A 15,218-nucleotide genomic window follows, 5' to 3' on the forward strand; every position below is an offset into this window, starting at 1 on the left:
CCCGCCCGGGCGGCGGTCAGAGGCTGGTCGTCTGAACCGGCTCGACCGTCTCGGAGACGACCGGCGCCGAGGCGTACGAGTGCTGGCTGGTGCTCGAGAAGTAGTTGATCCCGATGAAGTTGAACCACAGCGTCGCCATGCCCAGCAGCGCCAGCCAGGCGGCCTTGCGCCCCTTCCAGCCCGCGGTCGAGCGCGCGTGGAGGTATGCGGCGTACACGACCCAGGTGATGAAGGCCCAGACCTCCTTGGGATCCCAGTTCCAGTAGCTGCTCCAGGCCTGGTGCGCCCAGATCGGGCCGGTGATGAGGACCGCGAAGGTCCACACCGGGAAGCCGAAGGAGTGGATCCGGTAGGAGATCCGGTCGAGCACCTCGGGGCTGGGGATCCGCGCGAGCGGACCCGTGGCCGGCCCGGGGCGGCGCTCCTTGACCAGGAAGATCACCGAGGTGATGCCGCCGAGGGTGAAGGCGCCGGTGGCGATGATCGCCGAGACGACGTGGATCACCAGCCAGTAGGAGTCGAGCGCCTCGGTCAGCGGTGCGACCGGGTCGTAGAGCCACAGCACCGCGACCATGAGCAGGGCGAGCACGAAGCCGACGACGATCGGGGCCATCCAGGCCAGCGCGAACTTCCGGTTCAGCACCAGGTAGAGCAGCGCGACCACGAAGGTGCCCGAGAGCGTGAACTCGTACATGTTGCCCCACGGGACCCGGTTCGGGTCCGCGGCCATGCCGCGTCCCAGGAGGGCCACGAAGTGCACGGCCACCGCGATACCGGTCAGCATCAGCCCGAGCCGTCCGAACAGGGCGGTACGACGCGCTGCGGCGCCATCCGCGTCGGGCTCCGGGCCGCCGGTGGCCACCGCCACCGCGCCACCCTCGGCCGCGGTGGTGCTCGTGGCGGTGGACGTGGCCTCGGCCGGGACGTGCCGCAGCGAGCTCCACTCCACGAGGTGGGCGAGCAGCGCCAGGAAGTAGACGACTCCACAGGCCGCCACGGCCTGGTTGCTGAGGGTCTCCCATGCGGCGTCGGTCACGACTTGTCCTCTCCTGCGTCCTTGCGCGGCGCGCCCGGCAGGGCGGCCACGATGTCGGCGAGCACGGTGGCCACGTCACCGCCGCCCGAGCGGTCCAGCGCGGCCACCTCCACCAGTGTGACCCCATCCTCCCGGCGGGCACGAACCCACACCCGCCGGGGCCGGATGAACAGCGAGCCGAGCAGCCCGATCAGGGCCAGGACCACGCCGGCCAGCGCGATCCGCTTGCCGGGCGTCTGGCTGATCTGGATCTTGGTCCAGCGCTTGACGCCGTCGAAGCTCACCGAACCCAGCCCGTTCGGGAGCTTGGTCGTCTGGCCCGGCTGCAGGTCGACGCGGAACATCGAGCCGTCGGGCTTCTTCAGCATCGTGGTCTTCGCCTTGTCCAGCGCGTAGACCGACTGCGGCGTCCCGTCGTCCATGCCGAGGTCGCCGGTGTAGACGAGCATCGAGATGGCGGGGTTGAGGTCGTTGCCGAACACCGAGAAGGGGCCGGTCTTGTCGGTGAACGCGTAGGTCGGGTAGAACTCGCCCTCCAGCCCGATCTGGGTCGGCTCCGCGTCGGGGGCCTTGACCACGCCGAAGGACCGGAAGGTCTGGTCGGTGGGCAGGAAGATCGTCGGGCCGCTGTAGACCACGTCCCCCTTGCCGTCGCGCACCGTGATCACCGGGGCGTAGCCGTGCCCGATCAGGAAGACCTCGCTGTCGCCGATGGTCAGCGGGTGGTTCACCTTCAGGTCGTACTTCTTCTCGGGCGAGTCCGGGGTCTCCCGGTAGGTCAGGCTCGCGTCGAACTCCCGTGCCATGCCCTTGCGCGGTCCCGACGTCAGCCAGTCGACGGAGAAGTCGTTGACGTCGAAGGAGAACGGCTCCATGTCCTCGGCCCGGAACAGGCTGCCCGGCACGAAGTCGTCGTACTGGGTGAGGTTGTTGGAGAACCCGTTGCCGACGACGAGGATGACCCCGCCCTTGTAGCCGAACATCCCGCCGATGGCGAAGCCGACCAGCACCACCAGCACCGAGAGGTGGAACAGCAGGTTGCCGGCCTCGCGCAGGTAGCCGCGCTCGGCGGAGACGGCGTCCTCGCCGTCCAGGAGCCGGTAGCGGCGCCGGCGCAGCAGCCCGCGGGCGCCGGCGAGCACCTCGTCCGGCGCGAGGTCGGTGGTGTACGACGCGTGGTCGGGCAGGCGGCCGAGGTTGCGGGGCGCGGCGGGCGGCCTCGCGCGCAACGCACGCCAGTAGACGAACGTGCGCGGCACGATGCACCCGACCAGCGAGACCATCAGCAGGATGTAGATGGCCGAGAACCACGGGGAGTCGTAGACCGAGAACAGGCCCAGCTTCTCGTAGACCGGCGTCAGCTCGGGGTGGGCGTCCTGCCACCGCGAGGTCTTGAGGGAGTCGACGCCCTGCTGCGGGATGATCGAGCCGGGGATCGCGGCCAGCGCCAGCAGCAGGAGCAGCACCAGGGCGGTGCGCATGGAGGTGAGCTGGCGCCAGGTCCAGCGCAGCAACTCGCGCAGGGTGAGCTCACCCGGCCGACGGTCGCCGGACGGCGCGTTGTCGACGTGGCCCTCCGGCCGCTGGTCCCGCACCGAGCTGCTCACACCGACACCTCGGACGAGCTCACCAGGTGCACCTGGAGCCAGGTGACGGCCTGGTCCCACCAGCCGCTGATCAGCAGCACACCGACCGCGACCAGCATCAGGCCGCCGGCGCGGGTGACCCAGAGCTGGTGGCGCCGGATGAACCCGAACGCGCCCAGCGCCCGGCGGTAGGCCAGCCCGGCGGCGACGAACGGCACGCCCAGCCCCACGGCGTACACCGCGGAGAGCAGCGCACCGCGGCCGGCGGTGGCCTCGTTGAGCGAGAGGGAGGTGATCGCGGCGAGCGTGGGACCGATGCACGGCACCCAGCCGAGGCCGAAGAGGAACCCGAGGACCGGAGCGGCGGCCAGGCCCACGGCCGGCACCTTGTGCACCCGCCACTCCCGCTGCAGGAACGGCAACCAGCCGGCGAAGACGAGGCCGAGGGCGATGGTCAGCACGCCCAGCACGACGGTGAGGGTCTCCCGCCAGGTCACCAGCCACGCACCGACGGCGCCGGACAGGGTGCCGAGGGCGACGAAGACGACGGTGAAGCCGAGCACGAACAGCAGCGAGCCGAGCAGCATCCGGCCGCGCCGCGCCTCCGCGGCGCCGCTGGCCAGGTCCGCGCCCGACAGGCCGGTGGCGTAGGAGAGGTAGCCGGGCAGCAGCGGGATCACGCAGGGCGAGAAGAACGACACCAGCCCGGCGACCAGCGCCACCGGCACGGCGAGGACCAGGGAGCCGGACGCGGCGGTGTCGTGGAACCACTCACCCATCGACGGACTCCTCGGACACGTCCTTCACGACCTCGACCAGGGTCGTCTTCGACGGCAGCTGGCCGATGATGCTGGCGGCCACCCGCCCCTCCTGGTCCAGCACCACGAAGCTCGGGATCGAGTTGGGCGTCAGGGTGCCCTGGAAGGCCAGCAGCGCCTTGCCGTCGGGCGAGGAGAACGAGGGGTACGGCACGTCGAACCGGCGCACGAAGCTCTTGGCCTGCTCGGTCGAGCCGTCGCGGATGTTGATGCCGACGAACTGCGCCTTGTCGCCGAGCTCGTCGGCCGCGGCCACGACGTCGGGCGCCTCCGCCCGGCAGGGGGTGCACCACGAGCCCCACACCACCGCGACGACCGGCGTGCCCCGGAAGGACTCGAGGTCGAGATCCTTGCCGTCGAGGTCGGTGCCGCTCAGGGTGACGGGGTCGCCCCGGTCGGCGACGGCGACCTCCTCGACCGAGCCGTCGCTGGTCACGAAACCCTGGTCCCCGGTCCCGGACAGCGACGAGCAGCCCGTCACCGCCAGCAGGCAGGCGAGGGCGACCGCGGCGGCCGCACGTCGGGGGGCGTGGGTCCGGGGAGGTCCGGCGAGGCGCATGGTCAGGGCCTGTGCTCCTCCGGCGCCCCGCCCGCCGAGAACGGGGCGCGCTTGTCGCGGGCAGGGATCAGGTCACCCGCGGGCTCGGAGTAGGACACCTGCGTGAGCCGGTCGCCCACGAAGTGCAGGGAGGTCAGCGAGCAGAGGGTGCACTGCCGCTTGCGCGGGTCGTGGAGGAAGGAGCGCTTCTCCACGTGCAGCCGGGTGATCCAGATCGGGAGCTGGTGGGAGACGATGACGGCCTCGTGGCCGCGGGCGGCGTCACGGGCGTCCTCGACGGCCGCCATCATCCGGGCGGCGACCAGCTTGTAGGGCTCGCCCCACGAGGGCTTGACGGGGTTCCACAGGTGCACCCAGGTGCTCGGCTTGCGGAACGCCTTGTCGTCCGGCCCGAAGCGCCTGCCCTCGAAGACGTTGGTCGACTCGATCACCCGGGCGTCGGTGACGATGTCCAGCCCGCGGGCCGAGGCGAGGGGCTGGGCGGTCTCCTGGGCCCGCTCCAGCGGCGACACGCGCAGGTGCGTGATGTCGCGGTCGCCGATCGCGCCGGCGACCTTCTCGGCCATCGCCCGGCCCAGCTCGGAGAGGTGGAAGCCGTCCATGCGGCCGTACAGCACGCCTCGGGGGTTGTGGACCTCACCGTGGCGCAGCAGGTGGACGATCGTGTCGGGCGTCTGGCTCATGAGCGGTCCTCGCGGGCACGGGCGGCGGCCTGGGCGGCCTCGGGCAGGGCGTCGAGCACGGTCTGCACGGCGCGGTCGTCGTGCGCGGAGGACAGGAACCAGGCCTCGTACGCCGACGGTGGGAGGTAGACCCCCCGGTCCAGCATGGCGTGGAAGAAGGCTCCGAACGCAATCGAGTCGGTCCGCGAGGCGTCGTCGAAGTCGCGGACCGGCCCGTCGGCGGGGTCGGTGAAGAAGACCGAGAACATGGTCCCGGTCGACTGGACGACGTGCGGGACGCCGGCCGCGGCCAGCGCCGCGGCGGCCGCGGACCGGATCGTGTCGGCGGCAGCGTCGATGTGGGCGTAGACCTCGTCGGTCGCGAGCCGGAGCGTGGTCAGCCCGGCGGTGGTGGCGATGGGGTTCCCGGAGAGCGTGCCCGCCTGGTAGACCGGCCCCTCGGGCGCGAGCCGGGACATGACGTCCTCACGCCCGCCGAAGGCGGCCGCAGGGAAGCCTCCCCCCATCACCTTGCCGAAGGTCACCAGGTCGGGTCGCCAGCCCTCCTGCGCACCGTCGAGGCCCCACTGCCCGAGCCTGCTGGCCCGGAAGCCGGTCATCACCTCGTCGCTGATGAACAGCGCACCGTGCCGCGCGCAGGTCTCGGCCAGGAAGGCGTTGAAGCCCGGCTCGGGCGGGACGACGCCCATGTTGCCGGGGGCGGCCTCGGTGATCAGGCAGGCGATCTCGTCGCCGTGCTCGGCGAAGGCCTTCTCGACGGCGGCCCGGTCGTTGTAGGGCAGCACCAGCGTCAGCGCCGTCGAGGACGCGGGGACGCCGGGGGTGCCGGGCACCGCGAAGGTCGCCAGGCCGGACCCGGCCGAGGCCAGCAGCGAGTCGACGTGGCCGTGGTAGCAGCCGGCGAACTTCACGACGACGTCGCGGCCGGTGAAGCCGCGGGCGAGGCGGATGGCCGACATCGTCGCCTCGGTGCCGGACGACACGAACCGCACCCGGTCCACGGGGGTGCGCGCGACGATCTCCTCCGCGAGCTCGACCTCCGGCTCGGTCGGGGTGCCGTACGACGTGCCGCGGGCCACCGCCGCCTGCACGGCCGCCTGCACCTCGGGATGCGCGTGCCCGAGCAGCATCGGGCCCCAGGAGCAGATCAGGTCGACGTACTCGTTGCCGTCCACGTCGGTCAACCACGCGCCCTGCGCCGAGCGCATGAACCGGGGGGTGCCGCCGACCGCGTTGAAGGCGCGCACCGGCGAGTTCACGCCCCCGGGCGTGACGGCCCGGGCACGGTCGAACAGGGACGCCGACCGGGCCGTGCCGGGGGCATTTCCGGACGGGTTGCTGGGGGGTCCGACAGGAGTCACCCTGCGATTGTCCCCGAGCGGGGAAATGGGGCGACCGGCAGCCCGCTCCTACACCATCTCGGGGGTGCGCCAGACCACTCCCGGGGGACAATGGGTTTCACCGTCATGGCCGGCGGGAAGCATCGTCTCGTCCACGGGACGTGACCTGCGTCTCAGCGCACGGTCGCTGGCGTAACTCGGTGTGACACAGTTCGTTGAATCGGTCACCTGTGCTTGAGGGAGCACGGCAGGTAGTTTGGCCTCAGGGGAGATGTTGATGTCCACACCGCGGTTCGGCCGTATCCAGAAGGCGACGGCGCTCGTGCCACTGGCGCTGCTCTCGGCAGCCTGGACGGCCAGCATCGCAGGAGTCGGCGTGCAGACCGCCTCCGCGGGCGAGACCGTCCCCACGACCCTCCCCGACGGCACGAGCGTCCCCACCGAGGCCCTCGAGGCCCCCGCCAGCGTCTCGACGCCCGGCCGCGTCGCGCCCGGCATCACCGGCGACACCCGCCGCGCGGTCTCGACCGCGTCGACCTCCGGCATCCCCTCCGCGGCCCTGTCCGCCTACCAGCGGGCCGAGACGGTCATCAACGCCGCCGACAAGGGCTGCAACCTCCCGTGGCAGCTGGTCGCCGCCATCGGGCGCGTCGAGTCCGACCACGGCCGCACCAACGGCAACCACCTCGACGACAAGGGCGTGGCCACCCCCGGCATCTTCGGCATCGCCCTGGACGGCACCCACAAGACCCAGCGCATCACCGACACCGACGCCGGTCAGTACGACGCCGACGCGAAGTTCGACCGGGCGGTCGGCCCCATGCAGTTCATCCCGTCGACCTGGTCGGTCGTGGGCGTGGACGCCGACGGCGACGCCCAGCGCAACCCCCAGGACATCGACGACGCCGCACTCGCCACGGCCGTCTACCTCTGCTCCGGCAACGACGACCTGTCGACGACCAAGGGCCAGCGCGCAGCGGTCTACCGCTACAACCACAGCGCGTCGTACGTCGACCTGGTGCTCTCGATCATGAACGCCTACCTCGACGGCGACTTCACCTCGGTGCCCAACGGCACCACGTCGGCCGGCTACTTCGTGCCCGACACGAGCGCGCCGACCCAACCGGCGCAGCCGCACCACCCCCAGCAGCCGCAGGGTCCCGCCTCCGGCCCCGCCGGCGGCAACCCGACGACGCCCAGCGACCCCCAGACGCCCACGCCGACGCAGCCGCCGTCCACGCCGAGCAACCCGGGTGGTGGCGGTGGCGGCAACGACCCGGTGCCGGACAACCCGCTGCCGCCACTGCCGACCCCGTCGCTGCCCCCGGTCGACGACATCCTGACGACGGCCGAGGCGATCCTGCAGTGCACCACCGAGGGCTACGTCGACAACCCGCTCGTCGACAACGACCCGTTCGACAAGTGCGTGTACGACTACACGCACTGACCTCGACCCGTCAGCGCAGCAGGCGCGCGACCTCGCTGGCCCAGTAGGTCAGCACGACGTCCGCGCCGGCACGCCGGATCGCGGTGAGCGTCTCGAGGATCGCCGGCTCGCGGTCGATCCAGCCCTGGGCCGCGGCGGCCTCGAGCATGGAGTACTCCCCCGAGACGTTGTACGCCGCCACCGGCACGTCGACGGCGTCGCGCACCCGACGCACCACGTCGAGGTAGGCCAGGGCCGGCTTGACCATCACGATGTCGGCGCCCTCCTCGATGTCGAGGAGCGCCTCCCGGACGCCCTCACGGGCGTTCGGGGAGTCCTGCTGGTAGGTGCGCCGGTCTCCCTGCAGCGAGGAGTCCACGGCCTCGCGGAACGGGCCGAAGAAAGCGGAGGCGTACTTCGCGGAGTAGGCCAGGATCGAGACGTCGGTGTGCTCGGCGACGTCGAGCGCGGCGCGGATCACCGCGACCTGGCCGTCCATCATGCCGCTCGGGCCGACCATGTCGACGCCGGCCGCGGCCTGCGCGAGCGCCATCTCGGCGTACGCCGCGAGCGTGCGGTCGTTGTCGACGCGACCGTCGGGCGTGAGCAGGCCGCAGTGGCCGTGGTCGGTGAACTCGTCGAGGCACAGGTCGCTCATCACCGTGAGCGCGTCGCCCACCTCGGCCACCACGTCGGTGATCGCCAGGTTGAGCACGCCGGCGGGGTCCACCGCACCGGAGCCGGTGGCGTCCTTGTGCTCCGGGATCCCGAAGAGCATCACGCCGCCCAGCCCGAGCTCGGCCGCCTCGGCCACCGCCTTCAGCAGCGAGGACCGGGTGTGCTGGACCACGCCCGGCATCGAGCCGATCGGCTGCGGCTCGGAGAGGCCCTCGCGGACGAACACCGGCAGCACCAGCTGCCGTGCCTCGAGCGAGGTCTCGGCCACCATCCGGCGCAGGGCCGGCGTGGTGCGCAGACGACGCGGCCGGACCGAGGGGCCGGTCACCGACAGGGCGGTCGACTCGTCAGCCATGGCTCGTCACTCGGCCCGGACCTTGCGGCGGGCCGAGGGCTTGCGCTCCGACGGCCTGGTGACCGGCTGCCCGGCCTCCAGCAGGGAGATCCGGCGGGTGGCGCCGAAGTCGGCGAGCGCGTCCACGAGCTCCTCGACGTCGGGCTTGGGCGACAGCACGTCGACCCGCAGCCCGTGCTCCTCGGCGGTCTTGGCCGTGGCGGGGCCGATGACCGCGATGATCGTCGACGGGTGCGGCTTGCCGGCGATGCCGACGAGGTTCCGCACGGTCGAGGAGGAGGTGAAGACGACCGCGTCGAACTTGCCGGTCTTGATCGCGTCGCGGGTCGGCGCCGGCGGCGGCGTGGCCCGCACGGTGCGGTACGCCGTGACGTCGTCGCACTCCCAGCCCAGGTCGATCAGGCCCGCGACGAGGTTCTCGGTGGCGATGTCCGCACGAGGGAGGAAGACCCGGTTGATCGGGTCGAGGACCTCGTCGTACTCCGGCCAGTCGGCCAGCAGCCCGGCCGCCGACTGCTCCCCGGAGGGCACCAGGTCGGCGCGCAGGCCCCAGGCCGCGATGGCCTGGGCGGTCTTGTCGCCGACCGCGGCGATCTTCAGGCCGGAGAAGGCGCGGGCGTCGAGGCCGTACTCCTCGAACTTCTCCCGGACCGCCTTGACCGCGTTGACCGAGGTGAACGCGATCCACTCGTAGCGGCCCTCGACGAGGCCGCGGATCGCCTTGTCCATCTGCAGCGGGTTGCGCGGCGGCTCCACCGAGATGGTCGGCACCTCCTCGGGCACCGCGCCGTAGCCACGCAGGCGCTCCGACAGGGCCCCGGCCTGCTCCTTGGTGCGGGGCACCAGGACCCGCCAGCCGAACAGCGGCTTGGTCTCGAACCACGACAGGGTCTCGCGCAGGTCGACGACGTCACCGATGACGGTGATCGCCGGCGGCGCCATCCGCGCGGTGCGGGCGTCGGCGGCGATGTGCTCGAGCGTGGAGGTCACCGTCGCCTGCTCGGTGGTGGTGCCGACCCGGGTCATCGCGACCGGGGTCTTCGGGGAGCGACCGGCGTCGAGCAGCGCCTTGCTGATGTCGCCGATCATGCCGACCGCCGAGAGCAGCACGAGCGTGCGGTTGTCGGCGTACTGCGACCAGTCGACCTTCTCGCCGCAGGTGACCACCGCCACCTCGCGGTTGTCCTTGGTCGTCAGCGGGATGCCGGCGTACGCCGGGACCGCGCTCACCGACGACACGCCGGGGACGATCTCGAAGCCGAGGCCGGCCTTGACGCAGGCCTGGGCCTCCTCGGGGCCGGAGGCGTAGATGAACGGGTCGCCGGTCATCAGCCGGACGACCCGGGCGCCCTTCTTGGCGTGCTTGACGACGACCTTGGCCCGGGCGGCGTGCGTCAGGGGCTGCCCGTCCTCGCCGAAGCCGCCGTCGACGACGAGCGGCCCGGCGACCTCGGCGGCGGCGCCGTCCTCGGTCGCGGTCGGCTCCGGGAGCCCCAGCAGGGTGCGCACCAGGGCCTCGTGCTCGGGCACCTCGGTCACGACGACCTCGGCCCGCCGGAGCAGGTCGACGGCGCGGACGGTGAGCAGACCCGGGTCACCGGGGCCGCTGCCCACGAACGACACCCAGCCCCGGCTCGGAGCCTGCGTCGTGGCGGTGCCAGTGGTCGGGGTGGACTTGCCTCGCGTCATGCGTTCTGCCTCTTGTCTGGTGGTTCTGCCAACCGTGCTGCACCGTCGGCGAGCATCTCGCTCGCCAGCCGGCTGCCCACGCCAACGGCGTCGGCCGGGGACCCGGTGGCGGACATCCGCACCGAGAGCGCCCCATCCGGGGACAGGGCGACCGCCCTGACCCAGATCTCGTTCCCGTCCTCACCTTCCGCGACCTCGGCCAGTGCGCCGATCGGAGCCGTGCAGCCGCCCTCGAGCGTGGCCAGCACGGCCCGTTCGGCGGTGACCGCCGCGCGGGCGTGGTCGTCGTCCAACGTGACCAGCTCGGCCAGCAGCTGGGCGTCGTCCGAACGGCACTCCACCCCCAGCGCACCCTGGCCGGGGGCCGGGAGCATCTGGAGGGGGTCGAGCACCTCGGTCGCCTCGTCGAGACGACCGATCCGCGCCAGACCGGCACGAGCGAGCACGACGGCGTCGTACTCCCCCGTGCGCACCTTGCCGATCCGGGTGTCCACGTTGCCGCGAATCTCCGAGATCTCCAAACCGAGGCCGAGCGCGCGCAGCTGGGCGGCCCGGCGCGGCGACCCGGTCCCGACGCGGCTGCCGACGGGCAGCTCGCCGAGGGTGAGGCCGTCGCGGGCGACCACGACGTCGCGCGGGTCCTCGCGGCCGGGCACCGCGGCCAGCGCGATGCCCTCCTGCGGGTACGTCGGGAGGTCCTTGAGGGAGTGCACCGCCACGTCGACCTCGCCACGCAGCAGCGCGTCGCGCAGCGCACCCACGAAGACGCCGGTGCCGCCGACGCTCGCCAGCGGCGTGCCGTCGGCCTGTGAGCGGTCGCCCTCGGTGGTGACCTCGACCATCACGACCTCGCGGCCGAGCCGGGTGCGGATCATCTCCGCGACCGTGCCCGCCTGGGTGGTGGCGAGGAGCGAGCGCCGGGTGCCGACGCGGACGGGGCTCGTCATGCCAGTCCCTCCGGTCGGGTGACGGCGTCGACCGCGTCGGGGTCGAGGGCGAAGAGCTCGGCGAGGGCGGCCGCGTAGGACACCGCCCCGGTCTCGTTCGCGAGCTCCTTGACCCGGACGGTGGGCTGGTGCAGCAGCTTGTCGGCGACCCGGCGCACGGTCTGCAGCACCTCGGCGCGGGCGGCGTCGTCGAGGTCGGGGAGGCGGCCGACCAGCCGCTCCATCTCCGACTCGACGACCGAGGTCGCCATCGAGCGCAGCGCGACGACCGTCGGGGTGACGCTGGCCTGGCGGCGGGCGGAGAGGAACGCCGCGACCTCCTGGGTCACGATCCGGCGCACCTCGAGGACCTCGCGGCCGGCCTCGGACTCGTGCAGCTCGGCGGCGAGCTCGGCGAGGTTGACCAGGGTGACGCCGGGCAGCGTGGCCACCTCGGGTTCCACGTCGTGGGGCAGGGCGAGGTCGATGACGGCGATCGGGTGGCCGTCGGGCCGCGCCGTCTCGACCATCTCCCGGGTCACCAGCAGGCCGGTCGCGCCCGCGCAGGCGATGACCACGTCGGCGAGCGCCAGCTCGGCGGCGAGGTCGGCCAGCGGCGCCGGGCGGGCGTCGTACTCGGCGGCGAGGCGGGCGGCCCGGTCGGCGCTGCGGTTGGCCACCGTGATGTCGCCGGCGCCGAGCCTGGCCACGGTCGCCGTGGCCAGCCCGGCCATCGCCCCGGCCCCGACGACCAGGACCCGCTTGCCGGCGAGGTCACCGGTCGTCGCGCCGGCGCGGTCGAGGGCGGCGCTGACCAGGGTCGGCGCAGCGCTGTCGATGTCGGTCTCGGCGCGCGAGCGCTTGCCGACCCGCAGCGCCTGCTGGAAGAGCGTGTTGAGCGCGGGGCCGACGGTGCCGAGCTCCTGGCCGACCCGCAGCGCCTCGCGCGTCTGCCCGAGGATCTGGCCCTCGCCCACGGCCATCGAGTCGAGGCCGGCCGCGACCTGGAACAGGTGCGACACGGCGCCGTCGTCGTAGTGGACGTAGAGGTGCGGCAGCATCGCCTCGGTCGCGGCCCCGGCCCGGTCGACGAGCAGCCGGGACACCTCCTCCACGCTGCCGTGGAACCGGTCGACCTCGGTGTAGATCTCGAGCCGGTTGCAGGTGGCGATCACGGTCGCCTCGGTGACGTGCTCGCACGCCGCCGCGTCCTGGAGCAGCTTGTGCAGGCCGTCGCGGTCCAGCGCGACCTTCTCCAGCAGGTGCACCGGCGCGGAGTTGTGGGAGATGCCCACGACCAGGACGCTCACGCGGTCACCTCCCCGTGGGCCTTGCGCTGCTCGTGGTAGGCGAGGATCTGCAGCTCGATGGAGAGGTCGACCTTGCGGACGTCGACCCCGGCGGGCACCGACAGCACGGTCGGCGCGAAGTTGAGGATCGAGGTGATCCCGCAGGCCACCATCCGGTCGGCGACGTCCTGGGCGGCGAGCGCCGGCGTGGCGATCACGCCGATCGCGACGCCGTGGTCGTGGACGATCTGCTCGAGGTTGTCGAAGGGACGCACCTCCACACCGGCGACGAGCTCGTCGTGGCGGCGGGGGTCGGCGTCGAGCAGCGCCACGACGCGGAAGCCGCGGCTGCGGAAGCCGGAGTAGTTGGCGAGGGCGTGGCCGAGGTTTCCGATGCCCACGATGACCACGGGCCAGTCCTGGGTCACGCCGATCTCGCGGGCGATCTGGTAGCGCAGGTAGTCGACGTCGTACCCGACCCCACGGGTGCCGTAGCTGCCGAGGTAGGAGAGGTCCTTGCGGAGCTTGGCGCTGTTGACGCCGGCGGCCGCGGCGAGGTCCTCGCTGGAGCAGGTGGCCGTGCCCTGCTCGGACAGCGTGGTGAGCGCCCGGAGGTACACCGGCAGTCGCGCGACGGTCGCCTCGGGGATGTCCCGGGCACTCTCGGGGGAAGTCCGTGCAGTCACTGCTCTCGTCTCCAGGCCGTGGATCGGGCCGGACGGGTCGTCCTCCCTGCCAGGGCTGTGACTGCCTGGCAGGACTCCTGCTCATCCGTGCGGCCTGTTCACTGTAGGAGTTTGTGAACGCGAGAACAAACCGAGACGGACCGCGCCCCGGGGCCACCCGGCACGCGGGCTAGCACATGTGAGAAGTCACACGCCGCGCGGGGTGCCGGCGGGTGGGTTCACGGCCGATCCGGGGACGAGAGGGCCGCCCGGAGGCGGGCCTCGTCGACCCGCCAGAAGTCGTGCTGGCGCCCGTCGACGAAGGTCACCGGGATCTCCTCGCCGAACCGGTCGAGCAGCTCCGGGTCGTCGTCGATCGACACCTCGACGAACTCCTCACCCAGCTCTGCGCACACCCGCGCGACCACCTCGCGGGCGGTCTCGCACAGGTGGCAGCCGGGGCGGCCGTAGAGGGTGACCCGGGCCGGTCCGCCGCTCATTCGAGCAGCCCCAGGCTGCGTCGCCGCTCCAGCCCGCGCAGCCGACCCTTCTGCACCTTGCCGGTCGCCGTGAGCGGCAGCTCGTCGACGACCTCGACCCGGCTCGGCTGCTTGAAGCGGGCGAGCCGTTGCCCGCAGTGGAGGCGTACGGCGTCGACCGTCGCGGCGGGGTCCGCACCGGGCGCCCGCACGTAGGCGACCACGGCCTCGCCGGTCGTCCCGTCCGCGACGCCGATCACCGCGGCCTCGGTGACGCCCGGGACCTCGCGGATGACCTCCTCGACCTCGACCGGGTAGACGTTGAACCCGGACACGATGACGAGGTCCTTGACCCGGTCGACCAGGAAGAGGTCACCGGACGCGTCGAGGAGGCCGACGTCGCCCGTCGACCACCAGCCCTCGGCATCGGGACCGCCCGCCCCGTCGGGCCAGTACCCGCTGAACAGGTTGTCCCCGGCGATCTGGATCTCGCCGGGGTCCTCCCCCTCGGCCGGGCGTCCCGCGTCGTCGACGAGCCGCAGCCCGATGCCGGGCAGCGCGGCACCGACGGACCCCGGCTGCAGGCGCTCGCTGCACAGGGTGCTGGTCACGACCGGGGAGGCCTCGGTGAGCCCGTAGCCCTGGTGGACCGGGATGCCGGTGCGCTTCCCGAACCGCTCGACCAGCTCCGCCGACAGCGGAGCGGACCCGGACAGCAGCAGCCGCACCGGGCCGAGGCGCTCCTCGAGGTGCTCGACGTCCTGCCAGTGCGCGAAGACCGGCGGGGCCACCGGGACCACGCTGCAGGCCTCGTCCTCGATCAGGTCGAGGGTCCCCTGGGGGTCGAACCGCTCGGCCAGCACGAGCTTGGCGCGGTGCCGGAGCACGCCGCCGAGGACGGCGTTGAGCCCGTAGACGTGGAACAGCGGCAGCACGCCGAGGACCACGTCGTCGCCGTGGATCATCGGGGGCTGCACCCTCGCCACCTGCTCGATGTTGGCGAGCAGCGCGCGGTGGGTGAGCATCGCGGCCCGCGGGCGGCCGGACGTGCCGCTGGTGTAGAGGAGCGCCGCGAGCTTCTCGGGGTCCTGCAGCGGCGGGAGCTGCCGACGCGTCCCGGAGCGCAGCTCGTCGAACGACTTCTCGCCGGGCTGCGGGTCGCCCCCGACCAGGACCAGTCGCGGCACGACCGCCCGCGCCACCAGCTCGGGGTCGACGTCCTCGACCTCGCCGGCGAGCGCCCGCTGCACGAGCGCCACCGCCTCGCGGACCGCGCCGACGGTCTCCGGCTCGGCGATGACCATCCGGCAGCCGGAGTCGGCCAGCATGCGGGCGAGCTCGCCGGAGGTGGCCCGGGGGTTGACGGGGACGGCCACGACCTGGGCGCGGAGCACCCCGAGGTACGCCGTCACGAACTCCAGCCGGTTGCCGAGCACCAGCATCACGCGGTAGCCGGCGACGATGCCCGCCTCACCGAGACCACCGGCGACCCTGTCGACCTCGTCGTCCAGCGCCTCCCAGGTGAGGCTCCGGCCGCCGGCCTCGACCATCGCCAGCTTGCCGGGACTCTCGGCCGCGGCGGCGGCGACGAGGTCGGCGACGTCGTGCAGGGCCGGGGCATCCGCAGGCATGGGGGGATACTTCCACACGCCCATGAGCGGCGTCGGGGCGTTCGCCCCGGGGTCTACG

The 15,218-nt window shown here is 72.7% G+C and carries 14 protein-coding genes; 1 reads left to right on the forward strand and 13 read right to left on the reverse strand.

Annotated elements, in window-relative coordinates; genetic code table 11:
• Nucleotides 1–16: 16 nt before the first annotated feature.
• From ccsB to hemL, 6 genes are read right to left on the reverse strand one after another with little or no spacing between them, the layout of a single operon-like run.
• Nucleotides 17–1,036 carry a c-type cytochrome biogenesis protein CcsB gene (gene ccsB, locus ACFO9I_RS01465; RefSeq protein ID WP_379177084.1) on the reverse strand — a complete coding sequence of 340 codons (1,020 nt, stop codon included), beginning with the start codon at nt 1,034–1,036 and terminating at the stop codon, nt 17–19.
• Nucleotides 1,033–2,643: a cytochrome c biogenesis protein ResB gene (gene resB, locus ACFO9I_RS01470; protein WP_379177086.1), complete on the reverse strand. Its 1,611-nt coding sequence runs from the start codon at nt 2,641–2,643 to the stop codon at nt 1,033–1,035. Before resB ends, ccsB begins: the two co-directional genes overlap by 4 nt.
• Nucleotides 2,640–3,401: a cytochrome c biogenesis CcdA family protein gene (locus tag ACFO9I_RS01475; RefSeq protein WP_379177088.1), complete on the reverse strand. Its 762-nt coding sequence runs from the start codon at nt 3,399–3,401 to the stop codon at nt 2,640–2,642. The genes resB and ACFO9I_RS01475 overlap by 4 nt, the downstream gene beginning before the upstream one ends.
• Nucleotides 3,394–3,999, reverse strand: a complete 606-nt coding sequence (locus ACFO9I_RS01480; RefSeq protein WP_379177090.1) for a TlpA family protein disulfide reductase — start codon at nt 3,997–3,999, stop codon at nt 3,394–3,396. Before ACFO9I_RS01480 ends, ACFO9I_RS01475 begins: the two co-directional genes overlap by 8 nt.
• A gap of 2 nt (nt 4,000–4,001) precedes the next feature.
• The gene (locus tag ACFO9I_RS01485; protein ID WP_379177092.1) at nt 4,002–4,682 is read right to left on the reverse strand and encodes a histidine phosphatase family protein; all 681 of its coding nucleotides are present in this window, start codon (nt 4,680–4,682) and stop codon (nt 4,002–4,004) included.
• A complete protein-coding gene (hemL, locus tag ACFO9I_RS01490; RefSeq protein WP_379177094.1) occupies nt 4,679–6,043 on the reverse strand; it encodes a glutamate-1-semialdehyde 2,1-aminomutase in 1,365 nt (454 codons plus the stop codon). The genes ACFO9I_RS01485 and hemL overlap by 4 nt, the downstream gene beginning before the upstream one ends.
• Before the next feature lie 256 nt (nt 6,044–6,299).
• Here hemL and ACFO9I_RS01495 point away from each other — a divergent pair, with 256 nt between their 5' ends.
• Nucleotides 6,300–7,469, forward strand: coding sequence for a lytic transglycosylase domain-containing protein (locus ACFO9I_RS01495; RefSeq protein ID WP_379177096.1), 1,170 nt, complete (start codon nt 6,300–6,302; stop codon nt 7,467–7,469).
• Nucleotides 7,470–7,479: 10 nt separating this feature from the next.
• Here the strand turns inward: ACFO9I_RS01495 and hemB are convergent, their stop codons facing one another.
• The 7 genes from hemB to ACFO9I_RS01530 all read right to left on the reverse strand — a co-directional run bounded on the left by hemB (nt 7,480) and on the right by ACFO9I_RS01530 (nt 15,160).
• Nucleotides 7,480–8,481 (reverse strand): porphobilinogen synthase, encoded by a 1,002-nt coding sequence (gene hemB / locus ACFO9I_RS01500; protein ID WP_379177098.1) that lies wholly within the window; start codon nt 8,479–8,481, stop codon nt 7,480–7,482.
• A gap of 6 nt (nt 8,482–8,487) precedes the next feature.
• A complete protein-coding gene (locus ACFO9I_RS01505) occupies nt 8,488–10,170 on the reverse strand; it encodes a uroporphyrinogen-III synthase (RefSeq protein ID WP_379177100.1) in 1,683 nt (560 codons plus the stop codon).
• Nucleotides 10,167–11,117, reverse strand: coding sequence for a hydroxymethylbilane synthase (gene hemC, locus ACFO9I_RS01510; RefSeq protein ID WP_379177102.1), 951 nt, complete (start codon nt 11,115–11,117; stop codon nt 10,167–10,169). The genes ACFO9I_RS01505 and hemC overlap by 4 nt, the downstream gene beginning before the upstream one ends.
• Nucleotides 11,114–12,406 carry a glutamyl-tRNA reductase gene (locus ACFO9I_RS01515; RefSeq protein WP_379177104.1) on the reverse strand — a complete coding sequence of 431 codons (1,293 nt, stop codon included), beginning with the start codon at nt 12,404–12,406 and terminating at the stop codon, nt 11,114–11,116. Before ACFO9I_RS01515 ends, hemC begins: the two co-directional genes overlap by 4 nt.
• Nucleotides 12,403–13,071, reverse strand: a complete 669-nt coding sequence (locus tag ACFO9I_RS01520) for a redox-sensing transcriptional repressor Rex (RefSeq protein WP_379177106.1) — start codon at nt 13,069–13,071, stop codon at nt 12,403–12,405. The genes ACFO9I_RS01515 and ACFO9I_RS01520 overlap by 4 nt, the downstream gene beginning before the upstream one ends.
• Nucleotides 13,072–13,289: 218 nt before the next feature.
• Nucleotides 13,290–13,550 (reverse strand): glutaredoxin family protein, encoded by a 261-nt coding sequence (locus ACFO9I_RS01525; protein ID WP_379177108.1) that lies wholly within the window; start codon nt 13,548–13,550, stop codon nt 13,290–13,292.
• Nucleotides 13,547–15,160: a class I adenylate-forming enzyme family protein gene (locus tag ACFO9I_RS01530; protein WP_379177110.1), complete on the reverse strand. Its 1,614-nt coding sequence runs from the start codon at nt 15,158–15,160 to the stop codon at nt 13,547–13,549. The genes ACFO9I_RS01525 and ACFO9I_RS01530 overlap by 4 nt, the downstream gene beginning before the upstream one ends.
• Nucleotides 15,161–15,218 lie beyond the last annotated feature (58 nt).

The organism is Nocardioides sp. GCM10023255 (assembly GCF_042653125.1).
Taxonomy (GTDB): domain Bacteria; phylum Actinomycetota; class Actinomycetes; order Propionibacteriales; family Nocardioidaceae; genus Nocardioides.

Excerpts from the sequence above, each read along its gene's own strand:
- ACFO9I_RS01475 (WP_379177088.1), bottom strand. The coding sequence starts at position 3,401 with ATGGGTGAGTGGTTCCACGACACCGCCGCGTCCGGCTCCCTGGTCCTC.
- ACFO9I_RS01480 (WP_379177090.1), bottom strand. The coding sequence starts at position 3,999 with ATGCGCCTCGCCGGACCTCCCCGGACCCACGCCCCCCGACGTGCGGCC.
- ACFO9I_RS01485 (WP_379177092.1), bottom strand. The coding sequence starts at position 4,682 with ATGAGCCAGACGCCCGACACGATCGTCCACCTGCTGCGCCACGGTGAG.
- ACFO9I_RS01495 (WP_379177096.1), top strand. The coding sequence starts at position 6,300 with ATGTCCACACCGCGGTTCGGCCGTATCCAGAAGGCGACGGCGCTCGTG.
- hemB (WP_379177098.1), bottom strand. The coding sequence starts at position 8,481 with ATGGCTGACGAGTCGACCGCCCTGTCGGTGACCGGCCCCTCGGTCCGG.
- ACFO9I_RS01505 (WP_379177100.1), bottom strand. The coding sequence starts at position 10,170 with ATGACGCGAGGCAAGTCCACCCCGACCACTGGCACCGCCACGACGCAG.
- hemC (WP_379177102.1), bottom strand. The coding sequence starts at position 11,117 with ATGACGAGCCCCGTCCGCGTCGGCACCCGGCGCTCGCTCCTCGCCACC.
- ACFO9I_RS01525 (WP_379177108.1), bottom strand. The coding sequence starts at position 13,550 with ATGAGCGGCGGACCGGCCCGGGTCACCCTCTACGGCCGCCCCGGCTGC.
- ACFO9I_RS01530 (WP_379177110.1), bottom strand. The coding sequence starts at position 15,160 with ATGCCTGCGGATGCCCCGGCCCTGCACGACGTCGCCGACCTCGTCGCC.